General features: G+C 68.0%; 21 protein-coding genes. 15 read left to right on the top strand and 6 right to left on the bottom strand.

All coding sequences use genetic code 11. The annotated features are described in order from the left end of the window. Positions 1 to 280 precede the first annotated feature (280 nt). From ehuR to C4B30_RS26485, 8 genes are all read left to right on the top strand, one after another. Positions 281 to 1,693: a MocR-like ectoine utilization transcription factor EhuR gene (gene ehuR, locus C4B30_RS26520; protein ID WP_027786290.1), complete on the top strand. Its 1,413-nt coding sequence runs from the start codon at positions 281 to 283 to the stop codon at positions 1,691 to 1,693. Positions 1,694 to 1,800: 107 nt separating this feature from the next. Continuing rightward, a complete protein-coding gene (gene eutB / locus C4B30_RS26515) occupies positions 1,801 to 2,772 on the top strand; it encodes a hydroxyectoine utilization dehydratase EutB (protein WP_027786291.1) in 972 nt (323 codons plus the stop codon). A gap of 1 nt (position 2,773) precedes the next feature. Then, entirely contained in the window at positions 2,774 to 3,778 is a 1,005-nt protein-coding gene (locus C4B30_RS26510) for a cyclodeaminase (protein WP_027786292.1), read from the top strand. Positions 3,779 to 3,788: 10 nt separating this feature from the next. Continuing rightward, positions 3,789 to 4,997 (top strand): ectoine hydrolase DoeA, encoded by a 1,209-nt coding sequence (doeA, locus tag C4B30_RS26505; RefSeq protein WP_027786293.1) that lies wholly within the window; start codon positions 3,789 to 3,791, stop codon positions 4,995 to 4,997. A gap of 4 nt (positions 4,998 to 5,001) precedes the next feature. Then, entirely contained in the window at positions 5,002 to 6,057 is a 1,056-nt protein-coding gene (gene doeB, locus C4B30_RS26500; protein WP_027786294.1) for a N(2)-acetyl-L-2,4-diaminobutanoate deacetylase DoeB, read from the top strand. A gap of 1 nt (position 6,058) precedes the next feature. Further along, positions 6,059 to 6,529, top strand: a complete 471-nt coding sequence (locus C4B30_RS26495) for an Lrp/AsnC family transcriptional regulator (RefSeq protein ID WP_027786295.1) — start codon at positions 6,059 to 6,061, stop codon at positions 6,527 to 6,529. A gap of 121 nt (positions 6,530 to 6,650) precedes the next feature. Beyond that, positions 6,651 to 8,129 carry an NAD-dependent succinate-semialdehyde dehydrogenase gene (locus tag C4B30_RS26490; RefSeq protein ID WP_027786296.1) on the top strand — a complete coding sequence of 493 codons (1,479 nt, stop codon included), beginning with the start codon at positions 6,651 to 6,653 and terminating at the stop codon, positions 8,127 to 8,129. Positions 8,130 to 8,149: 20 nt separating this feature from the next. Further along, a complete protein-coding gene (locus C4B30_RS26485) occupies positions 8,150 to 9,544 on the top strand; it encodes an aspartate aminotransferase family protein (RefSeq protein WP_027786297.1) in 1,395 nt (464 codons plus the stop codon). Positions 9,545 to 9,685: 141 nt separating this feature from the next. Here the strand turns inward: C4B30_RS26485 and C4B30_RS26480 are convergent, their stop codons facing one another. Beyond that, positions 9,686 to 10,618 (bottom strand): MBL fold metallo-hydrolase, encoded by a 933-nt coding sequence (locus C4B30_RS26480; protein WP_027786298.1) that lies wholly within the window; start codon positions 10,616 to 10,618, stop codon positions 9,686 to 9,688. Between the two features lie 296 nt (positions 10,619 to 10,914). After that, entirely contained in the window at positions 10,915 to 12,300 is a 1,386-nt protein-coding gene (locus C4B30_RS26475) for an MFS transporter (protein WP_027786299.1), read from the bottom strand. Positions 12,301 to 12,565: 265 nt separating this feature from the next. Between C4B30_RS26475 and C4B30_RS26470 the strand changes: the two genes are divergently transcribed. Further along, positions 12,566 to 12,853: a DUF1330 domain-containing protein gene (locus C4B30_RS26470; protein ID WP_027786300.1), complete on the top strand. Its 288-nt coding sequence runs from the start codon at positions 12,566 to 12,568 to the stop codon at positions 12,851 to 12,853. Between the two features lie 17 nt (positions 12,854 to 12,870). Here the strand turns inward: C4B30_RS26470 and dhaL are convergent, their stop codons facing one another. Both dhaL and C4B30_RS26460 read right to left on the bottom strand, forming a co-directional pair. Further along, on the bottom strand, positions 12,871 to 14,571 hold the full coding sequence (gene dhaL, locus C4B30_RS26465; RefSeq protein ID WP_027786301.1) for a dihydroxyacetone kinase subunit DhaL: 1,701 nt from the start codon (positions 14,569 to 14,571) through the stop codon (positions 12,871 to 12,873). A 249-nt stretch (positions 14,572 to 14,820) separates the two neighbouring features. After that, a complete protein-coding gene (locus C4B30_RS26460) occupies positions 14,821 to 15,957 on the bottom strand; it encodes a sigma-54 interaction domain-containing protein (protein ID WP_080681413.1) in 1,137 nt (378 codons plus the stop codon). Here C4B30_RS26460 and C4B30_RS35930 point away from each other — a divergent pair. The 3 genes from C4B30_RS35930 to sfnG all read left to right on the top strand — a co-directional run bounded on the left by C4B30_RS35930 (position 15,956) and on the right by sfnG (position 18,133). After that, positions 15,956 to 16,138 (top strand): hypothetical protein, encoded by a 183-nt coding sequence (locus tag C4B30_RS35930; RefSeq protein WP_227789475.1) that lies wholly within the window; start codon positions 15,956 to 15,958, stop codon positions 16,136 to 16,138. The two genes, C4B30_RS26460 and C4B30_RS35930, sit on opposite strands and share 2 nt — an antisense overlap. A gap of 295 nt (positions 16,139 to 16,433) precedes the next feature. Then, positions 16,434 to 16,994: an FMN reductase gene (gene msuE, locus C4B30_RS26445; protein ID WP_027786302.1), complete on the top strand. Its 561-nt coding sequence runs from the start codon at positions 16,434 to 16,436 to the stop codon at positions 16,992 to 16,994. A 35-nt stretch (positions 16,995 to 17,029) separates the two neighbouring features. Further along, positions 17,030 to 18,133 carry a dimethylsulfone monooxygenase SfnG gene (sfnG, locus tag C4B30_RS26440; protein WP_027786303.1) on the top strand — a complete coding sequence of 368 codons (1,104 nt, stop codon included), beginning with the start codon at positions 17,030 to 17,032 and terminating at the stop codon, positions 18,131 to 18,133. A gap of 60 nt (positions 18,134 to 18,193) precedes the next feature. On the opposite strand, the gene C4B30_RS26435 is transcribed toward sfnG, so the two are convergent. Continuing rightward, positions 18,194 to 18,841, bottom strand: coding sequence for a LysE family translocator (locus tag C4B30_RS26435; RefSeq protein WP_027786304.1), 648 nt, complete (start codon positions 18,839 to 18,841; stop codon positions 18,194 to 18,196). A 111-nt stretch (positions 18,842 to 18,952) separates the two neighbouring features. On the opposite strand from C4B30_RS26435, the gene C4B30_RS26430 reads away from it, so the two are divergent. Continuing rightward, a complete protein-coding gene (locus C4B30_RS26430; RefSeq protein WP_105133131.1) occupies positions 18,953 to 19,804 on the top strand; it encodes a LysR substrate-binding domain-containing protein in 852 nt (283 codons plus the stop codon). Between the two features lie 22 nt (positions 19,805 to 19,826). On the opposite strand, the gene C4B30_RS26425 is transcribed toward C4B30_RS26430, so the two are convergent. Continuing rightward, the gene (locus tag C4B30_RS26425; protein ID WP_027786306.1) at positions 19,827 to 20,717 is read right to left on the bottom strand and encodes a LysR substrate-binding domain-containing protein; all 891 of its coding nucleotides are present in this window, start codon (positions 20,715 to 20,717) and stop codon (positions 19,827 to 19,829) included. A 153-nt stretch (positions 20,718 to 20,870) separates the two neighbouring features. Between C4B30_RS26425 and ydiJ the strand changes: the two genes are divergently transcribed. Next, a complete protein-coding gene (gene ydiJ, locus C4B30_RS26420) occupies positions 20,871 to 23,939 on the top strand; it encodes a D-2-hydroxyglutarate dehydrogenase YdiJ (protein ID WP_027786307.1) in 3,069 nt (1,022 codons plus the stop codon). Between the two features lie 179 nt (positions 23,940 to 24,118). After that, positions 24,119 to 25,270 carry an asparaginase gene (locus tag C4B30_RS26415; protein WP_279610183.1) on the top strand — a complete coding sequence of 384 codons (1,152 nt, stop codon included), beginning with the start codon at positions 24,119 to 24,121 and terminating at the stop codon, positions 25,268 to 25,270. Positions 25,271 to 25,455: the final 185 nt, after the last annotated feature.

The raw sequence follows: 25,455 nt of genomic DNA, 5'->3' as shown, positions 1-25,455 counted from the left end.
GACGCCGTGGATGCGAGCGGCGGCGCGGCGGTAGCGCTCGACTGCAGGGTGGGTCGACACGTCGGTGATCCTCGATGCACCGCGCATTCTGCGAGGGTAGGCGGCCCGCGACATTCGTCTGAACAATAAAAGTGCCGGTGGCCCCGTATTCGCACGGGCACGCCGATTGCACCCCCGATCCGACCCGTAACGTCCTGCATTCGCACGCGATTGCACTAGGACAATATTTTCAGGGTGTCTTTCTGAGCGACCATGCGGAAGCCACGACGGAGACATCGAGATGGGACGGACCGAGGTATCGGCAGGCTGGCGCGACGCAATTGGCGCGGTGCACAGCATCGAGTCGAAATACAAGCGGCTCGTGAAGGCGATCGCCGGCGACATCGAGAACGGCGCGCTCGCGCCGGGCGCACGGCTCGCGCCGCAGCGCGACGTCGCATCGAGCCTCGGCGTCAGCGTGCAGACCGTCACCAATGCGTACAAGGAGCTGGAACGCCAGGGACTGATCCGCTGCGAGGTCGGCCGCGGCAGCTTCGTGGCCGCACGCGTGACCGAATCGATGTCGAACTACATCCTCGATACGACCGAGCGCGAACTGGTCGACTTCTCGATCGCGCGCATCGTGCACACGCCGGAGCACGATGCCGCGTGGCGCGGCGTGTGCGCGGCGCTGGCCGGCACCGACGATCAGCCGTGGATCCGCTCGTTTCGGCCGATCGCCGGCCTCGACGCGCATCGCGACGCCGGCGCCGCGTGGCTCGCGTCGCTGAACATGCCGGTGCACCGCGAATCGCTGCTGGTCACGAACGGCGCGGCGCACGGCATCTTTCTCGCGCTCGCGTCGATCGTCGGGCCGGGCGATACCGTGTTGTGCGAGAGCCTGACCGATCACGGCGTGATCGGCTCCGCGAACGTGCTCGGGTTTACGCTGAAGGGGCTCGAGATGGACGAGCACGGCCTCCGTCCCGAACACTTCGAGGAGATGTGCGACGGCGAGCGCATCAGCGCGCTCGTCTGCACGCCGACCCTCAATAACCCGACCGTGTCGCTGATGACCGATTCGCGGCGGCGGTCGATCGCGCGCATCGCGACGCGCTACGGCGTCTACGTGATCGAGGACGACGTGTACGGCCCGCTCCCCGAGAAGACGGGCACGCCGATCGCCAGCCTGATTCCGGAGCTGGGCTTCTACTGCACGAGCATGACGAAATCGGTGCTGACCGGCTTGCGCACCGGCTATCTCGCGATGCCGCGGCGGCTCGCGTTGCGCGTCGAGAGCGTGCTGCGCGTGAGCAGCTGGATGGCGACGTCGCCGATCGCGGAAATCGCGACGCGCTGGATCGCCGACGGCACCGCGCGGCGGCTCGTCGAACTGCAGCGCCAGCGGCTCGCCGTCCGCCAGGAGATGGTGAAGGCCGCGCTGGGGCCGTACGTGCTGGGTGCGCATCCGAACGCGCTTTCGGCATGGCTGCGCGTGCCCGACTACTGGCAGGCCGAGCGGATCGTGCGCGAATTGCGCACCCGCAAGATCGCGGTGACGTCGCCCGATCCGTTTCTCGTCGGCGGCACCGAGCGGCCGAACGCGGTGCGCGTGTGCATCGGCGCCGAAACTTCCGATGCCGCGTGCAACGCAGCGCTCGAGACGATCGCGGGCGTGTTCGAACAGTATCCGCACCTGAACGATTTCCACTGAACCGGCGGCGCTGCCGCGATATCGCGCGCAATGTATCAGGACATTCGAAAGCGCGATTTGGAACATTAGACTGGATCGCATCACATTCGTCGCGAGGCGTGCGTTCCATGTCTTTCCTGTCGCTGTCCGACGTCTACCGCGCGCGCCGTCGCCTCGCCGGGCGCGCCGACGGTACGCCGCTCGTCGCGTCCGCCGCGCTGTCCGCGTGCGTTGGCGCACCGGTCTACCTGAAGCTCGAAACGCTGCAGCCGACCGGCAGCTTCAAGCTGCGCGGCGCAACCAACGCGCTCGCGGAACTCGCGGCGCAGCGCGTGACGCGCGTGGTCACCGCGTCGACCGGCAACCACGGCCGCGCGCTCGCGCATGCGGCACGCGCGCTCGGCATCGACGCGACCGTCTGCATGTCGTCGCTCGTGCCGGCCAACAAGGTCGATGCGGTCGCGTCGCTCGGCGCACGCGTGGTGATCGTCGGCGACAGCCAGGACGACGCGCAGATCGAAGCGCGGCGCCTCGCGCGCGACGAAGGCTATGCGTACGTGCCGCCGTTCGACGATCCGCGCATCATCGCGGGGCAGGCGACGATCGGTGTCGAGATACTCGAGGCGCTGCCCGATACGGCGACGCTCGTCGTGCCGCTGTCGGGCGGCGGCCTGTTCAGCGGCGTCGCGTTTGCCGCGAAGGCGATCCGGCCGCCGATCGAGGTGATCGGCGTATCGATGGCGCGCGGCTCCGCGATGCATGCGAGCCTCGCGGCCGGCCGCCCGGTCGACATCGACGAGCAGCCCACGCTGGCCGATTCGCTCGGCGGAGGCATCGGCCTCGACAACCGCTACACGTTCGACATGACACGCGCGTTGGCCGACGACGTCGTGCTGCTCGACGAGCCGTCGATCGCGCGCGGCATCGCGCATGCGTATCGGGAAGAGCGGCTCGTCGTCGAAGGCGCCGGCGCGGTCGGCCTCGCCGCGTTGCTGGACGAGCGGATCGCGCGTCGCGATCGCGGTGGCCCGATCGTGGTCGTCGTGAGCGGCGCGAACATCGACATGGCCGCACATCGCCGGCTCGTTTCGGAGAACTGACATGGCCCATCCCGTCACGTTGCTCGGCCAGGCGCAACTGCGTGCGCTGGTGCCGCTCGATCTCGCCGCGATCGACCAGGTCGAGGCCGCGTTCGCGTCGCTCGCGACCGACGCGGTCGTGATGCCGCCGATCCTGAATCTCGCGTTGCCGGAGCGCCACGCCGAAGTGGACGTGAAGACGGCGTACCTGCCGCGCTTCGACAGCTTCGCGATCAAGGTCAGCCCGGGCTTCTTCGACAACCCGTCGCTCGGGCTGCCGAGCCTGAACGGGCTGATGCTCGTGCTGTCCGCGCGCACCGGCCTGACCGAGGCCGTGCTGCTCGACAACGGCTACCTGACGGCCGTACGCACCGCGGCGGCCGGCGCCGTGGCCGCGCGGCGGCTCGCGCGTGCCGATGCGCGCCGCGCGGCGATCGTCGGCGCGGGTGAGCAGGCGCGATTGCAACTCGCCGCGCTGATGCTCGTGCGCGACATCACGCACGTGACGGTGTGGGCGCGCGATACCGCGCGGGCCACGGAATTCGCGGCCGACGTGCGCGCGGCGCACGGCATCGATGCGACGGTCGCGCGCTCGGTGCATGCGGCGCTGGCCGACGCGGACATCGCGGTCACGACCACGCCGAGCCGCGCGCCGCTCGTGCACGCGGAAGACCTGCATCCCGGTCTGCACGTGACGGCGATGGGTTCGGACGCCGATTACAAGACCGAACTCGCGCCGTCGGTGTTCGGCGCCGCACGCTATTTCTGCGATCGGCTGCAGCAGACCCGCGTGGCGGGCGAACTCGCGCACGCGATCGCAGCCGGGGCCGTTGCAGCCGATGCCGTGTTTCCCGAACTCGGCGAAGTGATCGCCGGCCGCCGTGACGGCCGGACGCATCGCGACGACATCACGATCTGCGACCTGACCGGCACCGGCGCGCAGGACACCGCGATTGCCGTGCTCGCGCTGCAACGCGCGCGTGCGGCCGAAGTAGGCACGATTTTTCACAACGACCTCACGACTTGAGAGGAGACAGATGTCCGCAGTCATCGAAACCCAGAAAGCCGCGCCGCGTCTCGCGTTCGCACGCAGCGAATATGCCGCGCGCATCGCGAAGACGCGCGCGGCGATGGAGCGGGCCGGCATCGACCTGCTGATCGTCACCGACCCCACCAACATGGGCTGGCTGACCGGCTATGACGGCTGGTCGTTCTACGTGCATCAGTGCGTGCTGCTGGCGCTGGACGGCGAACCCGTGTGGTTCGGCCGCGGCCAGGACGCGAACGGCGCGAAGCGCACCGCGTTCATGGCGCACGAGAACATCGTCGGCTATCCCGATCATTACGTGCAGTCGACCGCGCGCCATCCGATGGATTACCTGTCGACCGAGGTGATCGCGGCGCGCGGCTGGAGCACGCTGCGCATCGGCGTCGAGCTCGACAACTACTACTTCAGCGCCGCCGCGTATGCGTCGCTGCAGAAGCATCTGCCGGCTGCGCGCTGGGTCGATGCGACCGCACTCGTCAACTGGCAGCGCGCGGTGAAGTCGCCGCGCGAGATCGAATACATGCGCGCGGCCGCGCGCATCGTCGAGCGGATGCATGCGCACATCGTCGAGACGATCGAGCCGGGCATGAAGAAAAGCGACCTGGTCGCGCAGATCTATGCGACCGGCATCGGCGGCGCGAACGGCTTCGGCGGCGATTATCCGGCGATCGTCCCGCTGCTGCCGACCGGCGCGGACGCGGCCGCGCCGCACCTGACCTGGGACGACTCGACGTTCTCGCGCGGCGCCGGCACGTTCTTCGAGATTGCCGGCTGCTACCGGCGCTATCACTGCCCGCTGTCGCGCACCGTCTATCTCGGCAAGCCGCCCGCGCACTTCATCGAAGGCGAGCGCGCGGTGGTCGACGGAATCGAAGCGGGGCTCGCGGCCGCGAAGCCGGGCAACGTGTGCGAGGACATCGCGAACGCGTTCTTCGCGGTGCTGCGCCGCGCGGGTATCGAGAAGGACAGCCGCTGCGGCTATCCGATCGGCGCGAGCTATCCGCCCGACTGGGGCGAGCGCACGATGAGCCTGCGTCCGGGCGACCGTACGGTGCTCGAACCCGGCATGACGTTCCATTTCATGCCGGGGCTGTGGCTTGACGACTGGGGGCTGGAGATCACGGAAAGCATCCTGATCACCGAGACCGGCGTCGAGACGTTCTGCAATGTGCCGCGCAAGCTGTTCGTGAAGGAGTAGGGCGATGCGTGCTTCCCCGATTACGCCGACCGTCGATTTTGACGCGGACGGCGAACAGCACGGCTTCCTGAAGCTGCCTTACTCGCGCGACGATTCCGCGTGGGGCGCGATCATGATTCCGGTGACCGTCGTGAAGCGCGGCGACGGGCCGACGGTGTTGCTGACCGGCGGCAATCACGGCGACGAATACGAAGGGCCGGTCGCGCTGTCGAAGCTCGCCGGTTCGCTGAAGGCGGCCGACGTGAGCGGCCGCGTGATCGTCGTGCCGTTCATGAACTACCCGGCGTTCCGTGCCGGTTGCCGCACGTCGCCGATCGATGCCGGCAACCTGAACCGCAGCTTCCCGGGCCGGCCGGACGGCACCGTGACCGAGAAGATCGCCGATTACTTCCAGCGCCACCTGCTGCCGCTCGCGACGCACGTGCTCGACATTCACGCGGGCGGCCGCACACTCGACTTCGTGCCGTTCGCGGCGATTCACGTGCTGGAGGACCGCGACCAGGAAGCGCGCTGCGAGCGCGCGATGCGTGCATTCGGTGCGCCGTATTCGATGCGCATGCTGGAACTCGACAGCGTCGGCCTCTACGACAGCGCGGCGGAAGAAGCCGGCAAGGTGTTCGTGTCGACCGAGCTGGGCGGCGGCGGCACGTCGACGGCGGCGAGCGTCGCGATCGCCGAGCGCGGCGTGCGCGGTTTTCTCGCGCATGCCGGCGTGCTCGCGCGGCGCGACGGCGAGCGGGCCGGAGCCGGCGCGAGCGGCGCGCCGCGCACGACGACACTGCTCGACATGCCGGACAGTGCCTGCTACACGACCAGCGAGCATCGCGGGCTGCTCGAGATATGCGTCGATCTCGGCAGCGAGGTCGAGGCCGGCGACGTGCTCGCGCGCGTGCACGACATCGACCGCACGGGCGTCACGCCGGTCGAATACGTCGCGCGGCGGCGCGGGCTGCTCGCCGCACGGCACTTTCCGGGCATCGTGCAGACCGGCGACACGATCGCGGTGGTGGCCGACATCGTCGAGCGCAACATCCCGGTGGTGACCTGGGGCGACGCATAACGTGATCAAGCTCGACCGATACGACCTCGCGATCCTGCGCCTGCTCGAGCGCGACGGGCGCATCACGAAGTCGAAGCTCGCCGAGGCCGTGAACCTGTCGATTTCGCCGGCATGGGAGCGCGTGCGCAAGCTGGAGGAAAGCGGCGTGATCCGCGGCTATCGCGCGGACGTCGACTGGATCGGCACGTTCTCCGGTAGCCGCATCGTCGTCGAGGTGACGCTGTCGCGGCACACCGCGCCCGACATGCGGCGCTTCGAGGATCGGGTGGCAGCGGCGCCCGAGGTCGCGCAGTGCTATGCGACGGGCGGCGGCGTCGACTACGTGCTGCACGTGGTCGCGCGCGACATCGACCATTACCAGCGCTTCATCGATGCGTTGCTGATGGAAGACCTCGGCATCGAGCGCTACTTCACGTACATCGTGACGAAGGTCGTGAAGTGCACCGCCGGCGGCGCGCCGGACTGGCTGTAAAAGTTCGCGCCGGCGCGCGGCAATACGGAAAAAACCGGCATTTCCGGCCGCGCAAACCGAAATTTCCGCATGCGCGGGCGCGCCAGAATGAAGTCCGTGCCCACCAACGAGGAGACGCAGCATGCTGCCCGGACACCCCGTTCTGTTCAAGTCGACCTGCTACGTCGACGGTCGCTGGATCCACAGCGACAGTGCCGCGACGGTCGCCGTCGTGAACCCCGCCGACCAGGCCGTGATCGGCCACGTGCCGATGCTCGAACGCGCGCAGATCGTCGCGGCCGTCGACGCCGCGCAGCGCGCGTACGGAACCTGGCGCTGGACGCCGCAAGCGGTGCGCAGCGCGGCATTGCTGCGCTGGCATGCGCTGATCCTGCGTCACGTCGACGATCTTGCCGCGCTGCTGTCGCTGGAACAGGGCAAGCCGCTGGCCGAAGCGCGCGGCGAGATCCGCTATGCGGCGAGCTTCGTCGAATGGTTCGCGAACGAGGCGAAGCGTGTCGCGGGCCGCACGATCCCGACGCACATCGACGGCGCGCATCTCGGCACCGTGATGGAGCCGGTCGGCGTCGCGGCGCTGATCACGCCGTGGAATTTCCCGGCCGCGATGATCACGCGCAAGGCAGCGGCCGCGATCGCGGCCGGTTGCACCGTGGTCGTGAAGCCCGCGCACGAAACGCCGTTCTCGGCGCTCGCACTCGCGCAGCTCGCCGACGAGGCCGGCTTCCCGGCCGGCGTGTTCAACGTCGTGCTCGGCGAGCCGCAGATGGCGATGGAAACGCTGGTCGGCGATGCGCGCGTGCGTGCGGTGAGCTTCACCGGCTCGACGCGCGTCGGGCGGCTCGTGACCGAGACCGCCGCGAAGGCCGGCATCCGCAAGATCGCACTCGAACTGGGCGGCAATGCGCCGTTCATCGTGACCGAGGATGCGGATGTCGACCACGCGGTGCGGATTGCCGTCGGCGCGAAGTTCCAGACGTCCGGCCAGGACTGCTGCGCGGCGAACCGGATACTCGTCGCCCGCCCGCTGTACGACGCGTTCGTCGAACGGTATGCGAACGCGGTGCGCGCGCTGAAGACGGGGCCGGCGTTCGAGCAGGGCGTCGACGTCGGCCCGCTGATGCATCAGGCCGCGTTCGACGCGACCGTGGCGCGCGTGGAGGATGCGCGGGCACGCGGCGCGCGCATCGTCGCGGGCGGCCGGCCGCATGCGCTCGGCGGCTGGTTCTACGAGCCGACCGTGATCGCGGATGCCGAGCCCGGCATGCGGGTGGTCGACGAGGAAAACTTCGCCCCGATCTCGGCCGTCGGCGCATTCGACACGCTCGACGAAGCGGTCGACACGGCCAACGACACCGAGTACGGCCTCGCCGCCTACGTATGCGCGACGCGCATCGACACGATCTTCCAGCTCGTGCGGCGGCTCGATTTCGCGATGGTGTCGGTCAACGGCGTGAAATTCACCGGCGCGCCGATCCCGTTCGGCGGGATGAAGGCGTCGGGCCTCGGGCGCGAAGGCGGCGCCGAAGGCTTCGAGCCGTTCACCGAAACCAAGTACTTCTGCCTCGGCAATCTCGGCCTGCCCGTTGCGGCGACGGCCTGACCCATTCAAAGGAGCTCATCATGAAAAAATCGATCGACGCACTGCTGCGCGAGGACCGCGCCCACTTCATGCACCCGTCGACGCACGCGTACGACCACGAGACCGGCGCGCTGCCGGGCAAGATCGTGCGCGGCGGCGAAGGCATCCGCATCGAGGATCACCAGGGCAAGCGCTATATCGACGCGTTCGCCGGCCTCTACTGCGTGAACATCGGCTACGGCCGCACCGAAGTCGCCGACGCGATGTACGAACAGGCGAAGCAGCTCGCGTACTACCACACGTACGTCGGCCACGCGTCGGACGCGATCATCGAGCTGTCGTCGCGCATCATCGACTGGTCGCCGGCGGGGATGAAGAAGGTCTATTACGGGATGTCGGGTTCCGACGCGAACGAGACGCAGGTCAAGATCGTCTGGTACTACAACAACGTGCTCGGCCGCCCGAACAAGAAGAAGATCATCTCGCGCGAGCGCGGCTATCACGGCTCGGGCATCGTGACGGGCAGCCTCACGGGCCTGCCGAGCTTCCACCAGCATTTCGACCTGCCGATCGACCGCGTGAAGCATACGGTGTGTCCGCACTGGTATCGCAAGGCGCCGGCCGGCATGAACGAAGCACAGTTCGTCGCGTACTGCGTCGACGAACTCGAGAAGCTGATCGCACGCGAGGGCGCCGACACGGTCGCCGCGTTCATCGCGGAGCCGGTGATGGGCACGGGCGGCATCATCGAACCGCCGGCCGGCTACTGGCCGGCGATCCAGGCCGTGCTGCGCAAGCACGACATCCTGCTGATCTCCGATGAAGTCGTGTGCGGGTTCGGGCGTCTCGGCTCGAAGATGGGCGCGCAGCACTTCGGGATCGAGCCCGACCTGATCACGGTCGCGAAGGGCCTGACGAGCGCCTATGCGCCGCTGTCGGGCGTGATCGTCGGCGAGAAGGTGTGGGACGTGATCGCGCGCGGCTCGCAGGAACACGGGCCGATGGGGCACGGCTGGACGTATTCGGGCCATCCGGTATGCGCGGCCGCCGCGCTCGCGAACCTCGCGATTCTGGAGCGCGAGAACCTGGTCGGCAACGCGGCCGACGTGGGCGGCTACTTCGGGGCGAAGCTGCGCGACGCATTCGGTGCGCATCCGCTCGTCGGCGAGGTGCGTAGCGTCGGCATGCTGGCCGCGCTCGAGTTCATGGCCGACAAGGACGCGCGCACACCGTTCGATCCCGCGCTGAAGATCGGTGCGCAGGTGTCGGCGGCCGCGTTGCAGCGCGGCGTGATCGCGCGTGCGATGCCGCATGGCGACATTCTCGGCTTTGCGCCGCCGCTCGTGATGACGCGCGAGGAAGCCGACGAGATCGTCGGCATCGTGAAGGACGCGGTGGACGAGGTCGCCGAGCGGAATATTTCCGCCGTCGCGTGAGTGTTCAACGGTTCTGACACGCGCTTCGGCGCGTGAGGTGACGCCGCCGCATGCAAGTGCGGCGGCGTTTTTTCTTGCCGATACGGTTTGGAAAAACCGTCAGTGCATCGCCTGCGGTGTGTGTCGGCTACCGCTCGTCACTCAGTAATCCCACACGACCGGAACGAAACGGAACCCGTCGCCCGTTTTTGCAACGTGGCCGATGGACGGGAACGCGACGTGGGCCGCGGCGAGCAGTGAGCCGGTTTCCGCGGCTTCGTTGAACAGCGCGAGACGCACGTCGACCGCCGCGTCCGGATCGTGTTCGAAGCCGTTTTGCCAGTCGGGATTGTCGAAGTTGACTTCGAAAATCGCGTCGCCCGCGAACGTCAGCTTTTCCCCGTTCGATGCGACGTCGACCACGCAGTGCCCCGGCGTATGGCCGCCCGTCACCCGCGCCGACACGCCCGGGGCGACTTCCACGGTCCGGTCGAACTGCACGATGTTTTCGCCATAGAGTTCCACGAACCTCGCCGCCGCCTTGCGCAGTGCGGGCGGAACGGTTTCCGGCATCACCGTCTTGCTGAAGTCGGGATTTTTCCAGAACGCCACTTCCGCGGCCGAGACGTGAATGCGTACGTCCGGGCGCAGCTTCGCCTTGACGCCGTCGACGTTCAGCCCGCCGACATGATCCATGTGCATGTGCGTGATCACGATATCGGTGATCGCGGCCAGGTCGATGCCGGCCGATTCCAGGCGCATGACCGAGCGCCCGGCGCGCGTGAAGTATTCGAAACCGTCGCCCACGCCCGAATCGATCAGGATCAGGCGATCGGCGCTGCGCACGAGCGCGATGTTGAGCGCCCAGTCGAACATGTCGCGTTGCAGGAAACGGCCGTCGAACCATGCGTTGCGGTCCGCTTCGCTCACGTTGGTGGACATGGTGGAAGTCGGCAGCGGCAGCACGCCGTCGCTGATCAGCACGACATCGACCTCGCCGATGCGCACGGCGTAGCGGGACGAAACGAGCTCGCCCGAGCCTTCGTTGCCCAGGCGGGCGATTACGGGCTGGACGTTGCGGATGGGTGCGTTCATGTTCAGTAATCCTGTTCGTCGAGGGAATTAAGCCGCGCGGCACCGCGCGGTTCGCGAGCGCGATCGTGACGGTCGCGCTTCGGTTCGACCGGATTTCGATCGAACGTGTCAGCGATTGTAGTGACGGCCGACACGTGCCGACAGCGCCGTACGCGCGCACATCGTGTTGTCCGGAGAACAACAATCCGGCAGCGGGCTTCGCCGCCCGAAATGCACATCGCCCGCCGTCCGTTACCGGACGGCGGGCGATGCCATGGATGCCGTTTATGGGAAGCCGGGCGCCGCCGGCGTGCGGGTCAGCCCGGCTGGCCGGGGAGCGTGTCGCCGCGCAGCGAACACCCGCGCGTCTCGATCACCGCCAGCAGCGAGATCAACCCGACCGCGCAGGCGGCCATCATGTAGTAGGCGGGAATCAGCGCGTTGCCGGTCTTGCCGATCAGCCAGTCGTTGACGATCGGCGCGGTGCCGCCGAACAGCGACGTCGACACGTTGTAGGCGATCGCCATGCCCGCATACCGGACGTGGGTCGGGAACATCGCGGGGAACATCGCGGAAATGGTGGCGAGCTGCGGCACGTAGAGTACGCCGAGCACCGCGAAGCCGATGAAGGCGCCGAGCGGACCGTGCGTCATCAGCGTGAACATCGGCACGGCCGCGACGAACAGCCCGACGAGCGAGATCCACCACATCGTCTTGCGGCCGACGCGGTCCGACAGCCAGCCGGCGAACGGCAGCAGCACCATCATCGCGAGCATGCCGATCAGCGGGATCAGCAGCGACATGTTCTCGCTGACGCCGAGCTCCTTGTGCATGTAGGTCGGCATGTACGCGAGCAGCACGTAGTTGACGACGTTCAACGCGACGACGAGGCCGCCGAGCAGCAGCAGCGGCTTCGCATAGCGCACCAGCAGCTGCCGGATCGGCAGCGGGGCGGCGACGCTTTTCTCGCGGCGGTGCGCCTGTTCCTCGAGTTCGCGGAACACCGGCGTTTCCTCGAGGCGCGAGCGCAGGTAGAAGCCGATCAGGCCGAGCGGCGCCGCGACCAGGAACGGCAGGCGCCAGCCCCACGCATGCATCGCCGAATCGCCGAGCAGCAGCGCGAAGCCGAGCATCAGGAACGCGCCGAGCGAGAAGCCGGCGAGCGTCGCGAATTCGAGGAAGCTGCCGCACAGGCCGCGCCGCGAATCGGGCGCATATTCGGCGATGAAGGTGGCCGCGCCGCCGTATTCGCCGCCGGTCGAGAAGCCCTGCACCATGCGCAGCACGATCAGCGCGGCCGGTGCGAGCCAGCCGGCCGTCGCGTAGCTCGGCAGCATGCCGACGAGCAACGTGGCGCCCGACATCGTCAGGACCGTCAACGCGAGCACGCGCTTGCGGCCCAGCCGGTCGCCGAGCGGCCCCCAGAACAGGCCGCCGAGCGGGCGGATCAGGAACGAGACCGCGAACGTGCCGAGCGCGAACAGCGTCGCGCTCGCGGTGTTGCCGGGAAACAGCGCGGCGGAAATGTACGCGAGGCCATACGCGTAAATACCGTAATCGAACCATTCGGTCGCGTTGCCGAGGGCGGCGGCCGCGATCGCGACCCGCGGCAGACAGTGCGGCTCGTCGCCGCGTTGGGTGGTCGCGTCGTCGGGAATCGACGACGCGGCGGAAACGGAAGTCCACGATGGCACGTATCGCATGAGGGGTCCTCGCTATCAGCATGCGCCCGGGCGGGCGCCGACGAGGATCAAAGTAATCCCGCCAATTCGCGACGCCCGATGTCATAGGACGATGTGGGGATCGGGGTTTTCCCGTGCCGGGGCCGGGCGGCCCGCGCAGGCCGTGGCCGGCTCGCCGCGGCGCCGGCCGGCGAACGGCGGTAAGCTGCGCACTGCCGCGCGCGATTCATCGGGCCGTGCAGCGCGTGGCGTCCCTTTTTTTCATCATTCATCCGGAGCGCATATCGTGGCGACCTACATCGTCTTTACACGGGAAAGCACGCAGGACCAGCATGAACTCGACATCTACGCGAGCCAGGTCGGTGCGACCCTTGCCAGCCATCCAGTGAAGGTGCTCGCCGCATATGGTCCGCAGGAGATCCTCGAGGGCGAAGGCCCGGAAGGCGTCGTGATCGTCGAGTTCCCGTCGAAGGAGGCCGCGCACGCGTGGTATCACGGCGCTGAATACCAGAAGGTCGTCCAGCACCGCTTCAAGGGCGCCCGCTATCGCGCGGTGCTGGTCGAGGGCGTCTGAGCGCGGCCGCGCGTCCGTTACCGGACGTGCGGCTGCAACGCCCGCAACCAGTACGACACAGCCACCGCACCGCCGTCCGGCGTACCGATCGCCCGCTCGCCCAGATAGCTTGCCCGTCCCGCGCGCGGCGTCATGCGCGTCGTTTCCTCCGCACCTTGCTCGGCCGCTTCGACGGCCGCCGTCCATGCGCTCGCGGGGTCGCGCTCGCTGTCCAGCGCGCGGCCGAAGGCGTCGACGGCCGGCACCAGCGCATCGAGCATCGTCCGGTCGCCCGCTCGCGCGCCGCCGAGTTCGCCGATCGAATCCACCGCCGCGCGGAATGCCGCGGCCCAGTCGCGCGGCGACGGCTCGGCGATATCGGCCAGCCGGCGCGACGCGCGCAGCAGCGCGGTCGCATAGAACGGCCCGGAGCTGCCGGCGATCGCGCGCCGCAACGAGGCGCCGAGCGCCGCGAGCGCACCGGACGGCGTGCCGTACGCGGTGTCGGGCAATTCGAGGATCGCCTGCGCGGCGCGCCGCATGCTCGCACCGAGATCGCCGTCGCCGGCTGCCGCATCGAGATCCGTCAGTGTCTGCTCGTGGTCGATCAGCGTCTGCGCGACGGCGTGCAGCGCAGGTTGCAGGCGCGCGGCCCACGCGCGGCCGGCCGCATCGAGCGGCGGCTGCGGCGCGTCCTGCGACGCGGCCGCGGCCACGCGAATCTGCGTGTTCACGAGGCCGCCGCCCGGCCATGCGCGCGCCTGCGTCGGCGCGTCGAGCAGCGCCGCGCGCTCGTCGTTCAGCCGCAGCACCGAGATCGAGCAGCCGGGCATGTTCAGCGCGGACAGGAACGTGCCGGCCCACGCGCGCGCGACGACGATGCCGCGCCGGCTCAGATTGTCGAACGCGGCGCGCAGCACGATCGCGAGTTCCATGTCCGGCGTCGCACCGAGGCCGTTGACGAACAGCGCGACGCGTTCGTCGCGGTCGAGCACGAGATCGGCGACGATGCTCGACAACAGCGTGTCGGCCAGCGCATCGGCCGGCAGCGGCGCGCGGCGCTCGACGCCTTTCTCGCCGTGGATGCCCAGGCCCAGCTCGATCTCGTGATCGGCGAGGCTGAAGCCCGACTTGTCGGCGCCCGGGATCGTGCAGCCGTCGAGTGCGACGCCCATCGTGCCGAGCTCGGCCGCCGCGTCGCGCGCGATGCTCGCGACGCGGGCGAGCGGCAGCCCGCGCGCGGCGGCAGCGCCCGCGAGCTTGTGGATCAGCACGGTGCCGGCGATCCCGCGCCGCTGGCCGCGCTCGACGCGGCCGCGTAGCGACACGTCGTCGGCGACGATGACGATTTCGACCGGAATGCCTTCCGCGCGCGCGAGCTCGGCGGCGAGCCCGAAATTGAGCCGGTCGCCGGTGTAGTTCTTCACGATCAGCAGCGCGCCGTTCGGGCCGGCGCTCGCGCGGATCGCGGCGAGCACCGCGTCGGTCGACGGCGACGTGAACACTTCGCCGCATACGGCCGCGCTCAGCATCCCTTCGCCGACATAGCCGCCGTGCGCGGGCTCATGGCCGCTGCCGCCGCCGGACAGGATCGCGACCGGCCGCTGCGACGGCTCGGGCAGCGGCTGGCGGACGAGCACGTGCTCGTCGCCGAGGATCGCGAGATGCGGCGATTGCCGTGCGATGCCTTCCAGCATTTCTCGCACGACGTCGGACGGGCGGTTCACAAGCTTTTTCATGGCGACGGATTCCGGACGGGTGAACGGGGCTCGGCCGGGCGCGCACGGGCGCCGGACGACTTTCGTTTTCGTGTTGCGGAGGTTCGTGCGCGACCTGTTGCCGGTCGCTGACGGTCGCATGACGGGCGACCGGGCGAGGGGCAGGCAACGAAGCGTACGCTTCGCGCCACGATACATCAGGTTCGGACGTCGCGGCACGGATCGCGGCGCCATGGCGCCCGGGGCGGAGCGGCGCGCGGGCCGGTGCCGCTATTTCAGTGCGGTGATCGCCTTCGCGCGAATCAGCCGCGCACGCAGCACGTTGCGGCTGATGCCGAGCAACTGCGCGGCCCGGATCTGATTGCGGTGGCTGAATTCGAACGCGACACGCATCACCGTGTCCTCGATACGTTCGAACAGGTTGCCGTGCCCGTCGTCGAACAGGTCGCGCAGCGCGTGTTCGAGCGCCGCCTGTGCGTCGGCGGACGAATCGGCTACGGGCGCGGCAGCAGCCGGCAGGCACGGCGGCGCGATGTGCAGGTCCGTGTCCTGCAGCGCATCGTGGCGGCTCGTCAGCAGCGCATGATGGATCACGTTCTCCAGTTCGCGGACATTGCCGGGCCAGCCGTGCGCCTCGAGCCGGCGCTCGGCGCGCGGATCGATGCGGCGCGGGCCGCCGCCGAGCCGGTCGCGATAAATGCCGAAGAAGTGGCGCGCGAGCGGCAGGATGTCGCCCGGGCGGTCGCGCAAGGGCGGGACCGCGAGCTGCACGACGTTGAGCCGGTAGAACAGGTCGCCGCGAAACTGCCCGGCCGCGACCGCCTGCTGCAAGTCGACGTTGGTCGCAGCGACCACCCGCACGTCGACCGGAATGCCCGTGCGCGAACCGAGCCGCACGACCTCGCGCTCCTGCAGCACGCGCAGCAGCTTGACCTGCATCGCGAGCGGCAGATCGCCGATTTCGTCGAGAAACAGCGTGCCGCCGTGCGCGGCTTCGAACCAGCCGGGCTTCGCGCTGAACGCGCCCGTAAACGCGCCTTTCTCGTGCCCGAACAGTTCGCTGTCGACGAGCGTTTCGGAGAATGCGCCGCAGTTCACCGCGACGAACGGCCCGTCGCGACGGGCGCCGAGCTCGTGCACGTGGCGTGCGATCAGTTCCTTGCCGGTGCCCGTCTCGCCGACGATCAGCACGTTCGCGTCGCTCGGCGCGACGCGACGAACCTGTTCGAGCAGCGCGAGCGAACGCGGATCGGCGAACACCTGCGCAGGCGCGCGGGCCGGCGCGTGACGTTCGGGCAACGTGAGCGCCGGCGCCGCGCGCTCGGCGGGCTGAAGCCCGGCCGGATCGCGCGAAGCGGTGACGACGCGAAGGTTGAGCGGGCGCGGCGATGTGGAAATGGAAGTCATGGCGATGAACCGTTGGATGGCCGGGCAAGGCGGCCCCGTGCCGGCGGGCGCCGCGGTCTGGCTGCTGCGTAGTCAGCAGAGTGTTGAACGTTTCGCCGCGCGCGAAAAGCATCGATTTCTGATAACCAAAGCGCGATTGCTGCGGAACCTGCAATGGGGCGGAAGAGCGTCGGTGCGGTGACGTCACGGCGTCGAATCGGGCGTTATCGCGCGCGACGGGCTGCTGCCTGATCAGCAGTACATCAGCAGACTCGCTGCACACGGTTCATCGTGTTGCGGAATATCGATGTGAAGCGCGAGCCGGAACGCTTGCCGCCGTCGCGTATTTGGCGAAGCGCCATTTCCGGCGGGCGTTGGCGAAAAGTTTCGTGATGCAGACGACCTTTCCGTCACGCCCCCGCGCCAATGGCACGCTCCTTGCTGACCCGAACCGGTATCGCCGCGCTCCACGCGGCTCCACCATGGGAACGCATTGCATGAGCCAACCCCTCAACGTCGTCGCGATATCGGGCAGCCTGCAGCGGCCGTCGCGCACGCTGGCGCTGACCGACGCGATCGTCACGGCGCTCGGCGCCGCGCTGCCGATCGATACGCGGCGGATCGAACTCGGCGAGATCGGCAGCCGGCTGGCCGGCGCGCTTACCCGCGCACAGGTGCCGGCCGATCTCGATGTACTGATCCGCGCGATCGAGACGGCCGATGCGCTCGTCGTCGCGAGCCCGGTGTATCGCGCGTCGTACACGGGCCTCTTCAAGCATCTGTTCGACCTCGTGCGTCACGACGCGCTCGTCGACGTGCCGGTGCTGCTCGCGGCCACCGGCGGCAGCGAGCGTCATGCGCTCGTGATCGACCACCAGCTGCGCCCGCTGTTCAGCTTCTTCCAGGCGCGCACGCTGCCGATCGGCGTGTATGCGTCCGAAAGCGATTTCGACCGGTACCAGATCGCCAGCCCGGCGTTGCGCGAGCGCATCGCGCTCGCCGTGGACCGCGCGGTGCCGCAACTGCGCCCGCACGCGCTTTCCGTCGCGGCCGCGTAAGCCGCTTTCGTTTCCCCTCCGACCAGGACACCTTCATGAGCCTTCCCGACCCTTCCGCCGACGGCGTCAAATTCGCGTACTGGGTGCCGAACGTCAGCGGCGGCCTCGTCGTCAGCACGATCGAGCAGCGTACCGACTGGAGCCTCGAATACAACCAGAAGCTCGCGCGCACGGCCGAAGCGGCCGGCTTCGACTATGCGCTGAGCCAGATCCGCTTCACGGCCGGCTATGGCGCCGAATACCAGCACGAGTCGGTGTCGTTCAGCCAGGCGCTGCTGCATGCGACGACGAAGCTCAAGGTGCTCGCCGCGATCCTGCCGGGGCCGTGGCATCCGGCCGTGGTCGCGAAGCAGCTCGCGACGATCGACCACATCTCGAACGGGCGCATCGCGATCAACGTCGTGAGCGGCTGGTTCAAGGGCGAATTCACCGCGATCGGCGAGCCGTGGCTCGAGCACGACGAACGCTATCGGCGCTCGAAGGAATTCATCCAGGCGCTCAAGGGCATCTGGACGCAGGACAATTTCACGTTCAAGGGCGACTTCTATCGCTTCAACGATTACACGTTGAGCCCGAAGCCGGTGCAGAAGCCGCATCCGGAAATCTTCCAGGGCGGCAGCTCGCGCGCGGCGCGCGACAACGCGGCGAGCGTGTCGGACTGGTATTTCACGAACGGCAATACACCGGAGAACCTGAAGGCGCAGATCGACGACATTCGCGCGAAGGCGGCCGCGAACGACCATCGCGTGCGCATCGGCGTCAACGCGTTCGTGATCGCGCGCGACACCGAGGAAGAAGCGCAGGCCGTGCTCGACGACATCATCCGGCATGCGCACGTCGAGGCCGTGCACGCGTTCGGCGATGCGGTGAAGCAGGCCGGCAAGGCGTCGCCCGAAGGCGAGGGCAACTGGGCGAAATCGACGTTCGAGGATCTCGTGCAGTACAACGACGGCTTTCGCACGAACCTGATCGGCACGCCGCGGCAGATCGCCGAGCGGATCGTCGCACTGAAGGCGATCGGTGTCGATCTCGTGCTGACCGGCTTCCTGCACTTCATCGAGGAAGTCGAATACTTCGGCCGCCGCGTGCTGCCGCTCGTGCGCGAGCTGGAGGCGCAGCGGCAGGCCGTTGCCGCGTGACGCCTGCCCGACGCACGCGCGCGGCCCGCGATCGCGCGGGCCCGCGCGGCGGCGTGCCGCTCACGCGACGCCGGCCAGCTTCGATGCCTCGATCACCATCCGCACGCCGAGACTGCCGAGGATGATGCCCATCGTCCAGCGCTGCGCGAGCAGCAGCGTCGGGCGGCCGTGCAGGAACTTCGCGAGGCTGCTCGAGCAGAGCGCCACCAGCCCGTTGGCCGACGCGAACGCGGCGATCAGCAGCGAGCCGAGAAACAGCGACTGGCCGAACACGCTGCCTTGCCCGTAGTCGATGAACTGCGGCAGCAGCGACACGAACAGCATCGCGAGCTTCGGGTTCAGCACGCTGGTCGTCGCGCCCATCGCGAGCAGCCGCAGCGGCTGCTCGGTCGGCAGCGCCTTCACCTCGAACGGCGAGCGGCCGCCGGGCCGCACCGCCTGCCATGCGAGATACAGCAGATAGATTGCCCCGACCGCGCCCAGCACACTGCCCGCATAGGGCACGCTCATGAACAGCGTCGTGATGCCGAACGCCGCGGCGAACATGTAGAACAGGTAGCCGATCATCACGCCGGCGAGCGAAATGAACCCGGCCGCCCGTCCTTGCGCGATCGAGCGCGACATCACGTAGACCATGTTCGGCCCCGGCGTGACCGCGAGCATGCCGCCGATGACGAGAAACCCGTAGAGCGATCCGGACGTGTGCATGTTTTCCGCTTCCTGCATCGAGTGAGTGCTGACGACGTCGATTGTCCGGCGATGGAGGTGAACAGTAAAACGGGATAAACTGAATCGATTGATCAGTTTTTCTGAATCGACATGAAGAAGCTCGACCTCGATGTGCTCGCGATGGTGGTGGCCGTCGCGGAATCCGGATCGTTCGCGCAGGGCGCACAGGCCGTGCACCGGTCGCCGTCGGCGGTGAGCATGCAGATCAAGACGCTGGAAGACGCGCTCGGCAAGCTGCTGTTCATCCGCGACACGCGCAACGTGACGGCGACCGACGACGGCAGGATGCTCGCCGATTACGGCCGCCGGATGCTCGCGATGCGCGACGAGGCGTGGGCGTCGATCGTGCGGCCGGAGATGCGCGGCCGCGTGACGATCGGCGTGCCCGACGACTACATCGCGTCGCTGCTGCCACAGGTGCTCGGCAAGTTCGCCGCGATGCATCCGCGCGTGGAAGTGCGCGTGATCGGCCAGCCGAGCAGCGCGCTCGTGCCGATGCTGAAGGACAACACGGTCGACCTCGCGTGCCTGACGCGCATCAAAGGCGTGACGGGCGAGCTGATCCGGATGGAGCCGCTCGTCTGGGCTGGCTCGCCGAAACGCAATGTGTGGGAAGAGCGGCCGCTGCCGGTGGCGTTTTTCACGCACGGCGGCAGCATGGCGCGCGATCACGCGGTCAAGGCGCTGAACCGGCGGAAGATTCCGTACCGGATGTCATACGAAAGCCCGAGCTTTCTCGGCCTGCTCAGCATGGTCGAGGCCGGCCTCGCCGTCGCGCCGCTCGCGCGCTGCTGCGTGCCCGATCACCTGTTGCAGCTGTCGGAGAGCCACGGGCTGCCGTCGCTCGGCGAACTCGAGGTCGTGCTCGCGCGCAGCGCGCAGTCCGCGCGCCCGCCGTGCGACTACCTCGCCGAGCAGATTCTCGGCGAATGGCGCGCCTGACCGGCACGTCGCCAGCGGCACGTCAGCACGACGTCAGCAGCCATTCGCGGAAGGCGACGAGCGACGGCAGCGCGTCGTTGCCCGGCGGGTAGACCAGGTAATAGCTGCGCTGGCTGGTAATCGCGTCGCCGATCGAGTCGAGCTCGCCGCGGCTCAATTCGTCCTCCACGAGCACCTTCGGCACCAGTCCGATCCCCATTCCGGCATGCACGGCCTGGATCAGGTGCGACGTCAGCTCGAAGCTCGGGCCGATGCGCATCTGGCGATGATCGAGCCGATAGTGCGAGAACCACTCGGCCCAGGCCTGCTGATTGCTCGTCACGCCCAGCAGCGTCTGCTTCGCGGCCCAGGCCGGCGTGCGCGCGTCGGCCTTGCGGCCGCTGCCCGTGGCGCGCGGCGCGATCGCGATCAGGAATTCGTTGTACAGCCGGTGCGCATGCAGGCCCGGCCAGTCGCCGGCGCCGACGGTGATCGCCGCGTCGAGGTCGTCGTTGAGGAAATCGATCGCGCCGATTCGCGAATGAAGGTGCACGGTCACGCCCGGATGCGCGGCATAGAAGCCGTGCAGATGCGGCAGCAGCCATTTCGACCCGAAGGTCGGCAGGGTGGCCAGCCGCAGCGAGCCGGCGCCCGCCTGGTGCGACATCGCCTGCAACGTCGCGCCGCGGATGCGCCCGAGCGCGCCGGTCAGTTCGGCGAAATAGCGGCGGCCGACGTCGGTCAGCTTCACCGAGCGACCCTCGCGCCGGAACAGCGGCACGCCGAGCTGATCCTCGAGCGTCTGGACCTGCCGGCTGATCGCGCTCTGGCTCAGCGACAGCTCCTCGGCCGCGCGCGTGTAGCTTTCATGCCGCGCGGCGGCCTCGAACACGAGCAGCAACGACATCGACGGGGTCAGGCGACGGTAATTCATGAGTTTTATGCAAGCTTCGCCGGGGGGGAATTCGTTTGTTTCTGGCCGAATATCCGAAGATACTCGAATTCTCGGTCGTGCGGAAACTTGCAACGAAGTCATGTTTCGGCGCACGCGAATCACCCTGCTCCACCCACATTGCGTTTTTGCCCCATGTCGATCGCCCCGTTGCCCCGTCCCGCCAGCCCGCCCGCGAACGTTTACCGCGATTTCCTCGCCGCGCTGCGGGCGACGGGATTCGCCGGGGAGATTCACACGGACCACGCGAACCGGACCGTGCAGGCCACCGACAACTCGATCTACCAGCGCCAGCCGCAGGCGGTGATCTGTCCCGCGCATGCGGACGACGTCCGGCTGCTGGCCCGGCTGCTGGCCGAACCCGCGCACCGCGACGTCGCGGTGGCCGCGCGCGGCGGCGGCACGGGCACCAACGGGCAGTCGCTGACCGACGGCGTGGTCGTCGACCTGTCGCGCAACATGAACCGGATCCTCGAAATCGACGTCGAGCAGCGCTGGGTGCGCGTGCAGGCGGGCGTCGTCAAGGATCAGCTCAATGCGGCGCTGAAGCCGCATGGGCTGTTCTTCGCGCCGGAGCTGTCGACGTCGAACCGCGCGACCGTCGGCGGGATGATCAACACCGACGCGAGCGGGCAGGGTAGCTGCACGTACGGCAAGACGCGCGATCACGTGCTCGAACTCGATTTCGTGCTGATGGGCGGCGAGCACCTGCACAGCGGCGCGCTCGACGATGAAGAACTGGCGCGCCGCTGTGCGCGGCAGGACCGCGTCGGCAAGGTGTATCGCACCGCGCGGCGCATCAGCGACGACAAGGCGGCGCTGATCGACGCGAAGTTTCCGAAGCTCAACCGCTGCCTGACCGGCTACGACCTCGCGCACCTGCGCGAACCGGACGGCCGTTTCAACCTGAACAGCGTCCTGTGCGGCGCGGAAGGGTCGCTCGGCTTCGTCGTCGAGGCGAAGCTCAACGTGCTGCCGATCCCGAAGTTTTCGGTGCTGGTCAACGTGCGTTACGCGGGCTTCATGGACGCGCTGCGCGACGCGCGCGCGCTGCTCGAACATCGGCCGCTATCGATCGAGACGGTCGACTCGAAGGTGCTGATGCTCGCGATGAAGGACTTCGTGTGGAGCAGCGTGGCCGAGTATTTCCCGCAGGACGACGCGCGTCCCACGCTCGGCATCAACCTGATCGAATTCAGCGGCGACGACGAACGCGACGTCGATGCGCGGGTGCGCGCGTTCGTCGAGCATCTGCGCACCGATACGAGCGTGGAGCGTCTCGGCCATACGCTCGCGGCCGGCAACGATGCGGTGAAGCGTGTGTATGCGATGCGCAAACGCGCGGTCGGCCTGCTCGGCAACGTGCAGGGCGAGGCGCGCCCGCAGCCGTTCGTCGAGGACACCGCGGTGCCGCCCGAGAACCTCGCCGCGTACATCGCCGAATTCCGCGCGCTGCTCGACGGCCACGGGTTGCAGTACGGGATGTTCGGCCACGTCGATGCGGGCGTGCTGCACGTGCGCCCGGCGCTCGACATGAAGGACCCGAAGCAGGCGGCGCTGGTGCGGCCCGTGTCGGACGCGGTGGCCGAACTCACGCAGCGTCACGGCGGCCTGCTGTGGGGCGAGCATGGCAAGGGCGTGCGCTCCGAATATGCGCCGGCGTTTTTCGGCGAGCTGTATCCGTCGCTGCAGCAGTTGAAGGCCGCGTTCGATCCGCACAACCAGTTCAACCCGGGCAAGATCGCGACGCCGCCGGATCATACGTTGCGACTGTTGAAGATCGACGAGGTGCCGACGCGCGGCGATCACGATCGGCAGATCGACGAGCGCGTGTGGCAGAGCTACGGCACCGCGATGCATTGCAACGGCAACGGCGCGTGCTACAACTTCGATCCGGACGACGCGATGTGCCCGTCGTGGAAGGCGACGCGCGAACGCGTGCAGTCGCCGAAGGGGCGTGCGTCGCTGATGCGCGAATGGTTGCGCCTGCAAGGGCAGGCCGGCGTCGACGTCGTCGCGGCGGCGCGCACGCGGCAGCCGCTCCTGCGCGGTCTGGTCGAGCGGTGGCGCAACAGCCGCGACGCCCGTCATGGCGACACGGATTTCTCGCACGAGGTGTACGACGCGATGGCGGGCTGCCTCGCATGCAAGTCGTGCGCGGGGCAGTGTCCGGTCAAGGTCAACGTGCCCGAGTTTCGCTCGCGCTTTCTCGAGCTGTATCACCAGCGCTACCTGCGGCCGCTGCGCGACTACCTGATCGGCTCGCTCGAATTCACGATGCCGTGGATGGCGCACGTGCCCGCGCTGTACAACGGGCTGATGGGAGCCGGCTGGGTGCGGGCGCTGCTCGAGCGTCAGGTCGGCATGGTCGACAGCCCGCTGCTGAGCCGCTTCGATCTCGCGGCCGTGATCCGCGCGTGGCGCGTGAAGCCGGCCGACCCGCATGCGCTCGCCGCGCTGAGCGATGCGCAGCGCGCACGCAGCGTCGTCATCGTGCAGGATACGTTCACGCGCTATTTCGATACCGAGCAACTGGCGGCGCTGATCGAGCTGGCGGCGCGCCTGGGCTTTCAGGTGTGGCTCGCGCCGCTCGCGCCGAACGGCAAGGCGCTGCACGTGCAGGGCTTTCTTCATGCATTCGCGAAGGCGGCGATCCGCAACGCGACGCAACTGGCCGCGCTGGCGCGCTCGGGCGTCGCGCTGGTCGGCCTCGATCCGGCGATGACGCTGACGTATCGGCAGGAATACCTGAAGGTGACGGGGCTCGCCGACGTACCGAAGGTCGCGCTGCCGCAGGAATGGCTGCTGGATGCGCTGCCAGAAGCCGGTGCGGGTGGGGCGACGGTTTCATATCGGTTGTTGCCGCACTGCACCGAGAAAACCAATGCGCCGGACAGCGGCAAGCAATGGGCGCAGGTGTTCGCGCGTCGCGGGTTGCGCTTGCAGGTCCAGGCGGCCGGGTGTTGCGGAATGTCGGGCACGTATGGGCACGAGGCGCGCAATCTCGCGACGTCGAAGACGATCTATGCGCAGTCGTGGGCCGCGCACGTCGACGGGCCGGAACAGGAGGGCGAAGCGCTGGCGACCGGGTATTCGTGCCGCAGCCAGGTGAAACGTCTGTCGTCGAAACAGGTGCGTCATCCGTTGCAGGCGCTGCTCGATCATGTGCGGGCGGGACAGCGAGCTGAGGTCGGAATCGTCTGATCAGCCGAATCGCTCGCACGACATTCAGACCGCGCGCACCGGCGCACCGATCTTCATCGTCCGTGCATCGGACATTCAGTTTTTCTAATGATGCCGGGGCGCAGATTTGGCCACGCGAATGTGTCACTACACTCGTTCGTGTCGGACGGGTGCGTCAAGCGTCGACTCACCGATTCCCGATGTCAGGTAGTGCGTCATATCGATGCGCTATCCCGTTCCATACTTTTGATCTGGGGGTCGTTGTGAGACACAACCGCGCTTTTGCACACCACTTCATGCGCCAGCTATTCGCCGGCTTCGCGCTTTGCTTGCTGTCGGTGGGACCGGTGATGGCGAAATTAAATGCAGCCGGTGAATTGCCGCACGTCGTGGTGCTGGCAACCGGCGGCACGATCGCGGGCACCGCAGGCAGCGAAACGCAAACGACGGGCTACAAGCCGGGTGTGCTGACCGCCGGGGCGCTTCTCGCGTCGGTGCCGTCGCTGGGCAAGATTGCGCAGGTATCCGGCGAACAGATCTCGAATGTCGGCAGCGAAAACATCACGAACGATATTCTCCTGAAGCTCGCCAGGCGCGTGAACCAGTTGCTCGCCGATCCCGATGTCGCGGGTGTCGTGATTACCCATGGCACGGATACGCTCGAGGAAACCGCGTACTTCCTCGACCTCGTCGTCAAGAGCGACAAGCCCGTGGTGGTGACCGGATCGATGCGGCCGTCGACGGCGATCGGCGCGGATGGCCCGAGCAACCTGTTGCAAGCAGTAACCGTGGCCGCTTCACCGGACGCACGCGGTTGCGGCGTGATGATCGTGCTGAACGACCGGATCGGCGCCGCGCGCTACACGACGAAGACCAACGGCACCACACTGGATACATTCAAAGGGAACGACGCCGGCTACATGGGCACGCTGGTCGACGAAGTGCCGCATTTCGACACGTCCGTCCTGAAGCGTCACACCACGGCGACGCCGTTCGACGTATCGAAGTTCGACGCGCTGCCGGAAGTCGATATCGTCTACGGCTACCAGAACGACGGTGGATTCATGTACGACGCTGCCGTCGCACATGGCGCGCAGGGTATCGTCGTCGCGGGCGTCGGAGCCGGCAGCGAATCGCTGCTGACGCTTCCCTCGATCAAGCAGGCGATCGAGAAAGGGGCGATCGTGGTTCGTTCGTCTCGAACGGGAGGCGGATTCGTGCCGGCCGATCCGGCTTACCTCGGGCTCCTCGGCGATGACTTGAACCCGCAGAAGGCGCGCATTCTCCTCATGCTCGCGCTGACGTTGACGAAAGATCCTTCCCGCATTCAGGCAATGCTGCATCAGTTCTGACGCAGCGTCCGCCTGCCGAGGCACTGGCCGGGGCGCGACGATGCCGGAGACGCATCGCCGCGCCCCGCGTCGTTTACGGGAGCGGGTGCGCGCGACCGGTCGTCGAGCGCTTCACACGGGTGCAAACGGCGCCTACGTTCAGGGACTGCGCGACCTACTATTAGAATCACTGATGATGAATGGAG

Source organism: Burkholderia sp. BE12 (assembly GCF_002959955.1).
Lineage (GTDB): Bacteria > Pseudomonadota > Gammaproteobacteria > Burkholderiales > Burkholderiaceae > Burkholderia.
Note: the sequence above shows the minus strand (reverse complement) of the source record. Positions and strands in the feature narration are given on the sequence as shown.

Excerpts from the sequence above, each read along its gene's own strand:
- ehuR (WP_027786290.1), top strand. The coding sequence starts at position 281 with ATGGGACGGACCGAGGTATCGGCAGGCTGGCGCGACGCAATTGGCGCG.
- eutB (WP_027786291.1), top strand. The coding sequence starts at position 1,801 with ATGTCTTTCCTGTCGCTGTCCGACGTCTACCGCGCGCGCCGTCGCCTC.
- C4B30_RS26510 (WP_027786292.1), top strand. The coding sequence starts at position 2,774 with ATGGCCCATCCCGTCACGTTGCTCGGCCAGGCGCAACTGCGTGCGCTG.
- doeA (WP_027786293.1), top strand. The coding sequence starts at position 3,789 with ATGTCCGCAGTCATCGAAACCCAGAAAGCCGCGCCGCGTCTCGCGTTC.
- doeB (WP_027786294.1), top strand. The coding sequence starts at position 5,002 with ATGCGTGCTTCCCCGATTACGCCGACCGTCGATTTTGACGCGGACGGC.
- C4B30_RS26490 (WP_027786296.1), top strand. The coding sequence starts at position 6,651 with ATGCTGCCCGGACACCCCGTTCTGTTCAAGTCGACCTGCTACGTCGAC.
- C4B30_RS26485 (WP_027786297.1), top strand. The coding sequence starts at position 8,150 with ATGAAAAAATCGATCGACGCACTGCTGCGCGAGGACCGCGCCCACTTC.
- C4B30_RS26480 (WP_027786298.1), bottom strand. The coding sequence starts at position 10,618 with ATGAACGCACCCATCCGCAACGTCCAGCCCGTAATCGCCCGCCTGGGC.
- C4B30_RS26475 (WP_027786299.1), bottom strand. The coding sequence starts at position 12,300 with ATGCGATACGTGCCATCGTGGACTTCCGTTTCCGCCGCGTCGTCGATT.
- dhaL (WP_027786301.1), bottom strand. The coding sequence starts at position 14,571 with ATGAAAAAGCTTGTGAACCGCCCGTCCGACGTCGTGCGAGAAATGCTG.
- C4B30_RS35930 (WP_227789475.1), top strand. The coding sequence starts at position 15,956 with ATGGCGATGAACCGTTGGATGGCCGGGCAAGGCGGCCCCGTGCCGGCG.
- C4B30_RS26460 (WP_080681413.1), bottom strand. The coding sequence starts at position 15,957 with ATGACTTCCATTTCCACATCGCCGCGCCCGCTCAACCTTCGCGTCGTC.
- msuE (WP_027786302.1), top strand. The coding sequence starts at position 16,434 with ATGAGCCAACCCCTCAACGTCGTCGCGATATCGGGCAGCCTGCAGCGG.
- sfnG (WP_027786303.1), top strand. The coding sequence starts at position 17,030 with ATGAGCCTTCCCGACCCTTCCGCCGACGGCGTCAAATTCGCGTACTGG.
- C4B30_RS26435 (WP_027786304.1), bottom strand. The coding sequence starts at position 18,841 with ATGCACACGTCCGGATCGCTCTACGGGTTTCTCGTCATCGGCGGCATG.
- C4B30_RS26430 (WP_105133131.1), top strand. The coding sequence starts at position 18,953 with ATGAAGAAGCTCGACCTCGATGTGCTCGCGATGGTGGTGGCCGTCGCG.
- C4B30_RS26425 (WP_027786306.1), bottom strand. The coding sequence starts at position 20,717 with ATGAATTACCGTCGCCTGACCCCGTCGATGTCGTTGCTGCTCGTGTTC.
- ydiJ (WP_027786307.1), top strand. The coding sequence starts at position 20,871 with ATGTCGATCGCCCCGTTGCCCCGTCCCGCCAGCCCGCCCGCGAACGTT.
- C4B30_RS26415 (WP_279610183.1), top strand. The coding sequence starts at position 24,119 with ATGTCAGGTAGTGCGTCATATCGATGCGCTATCCCGTTCCATACTTTT.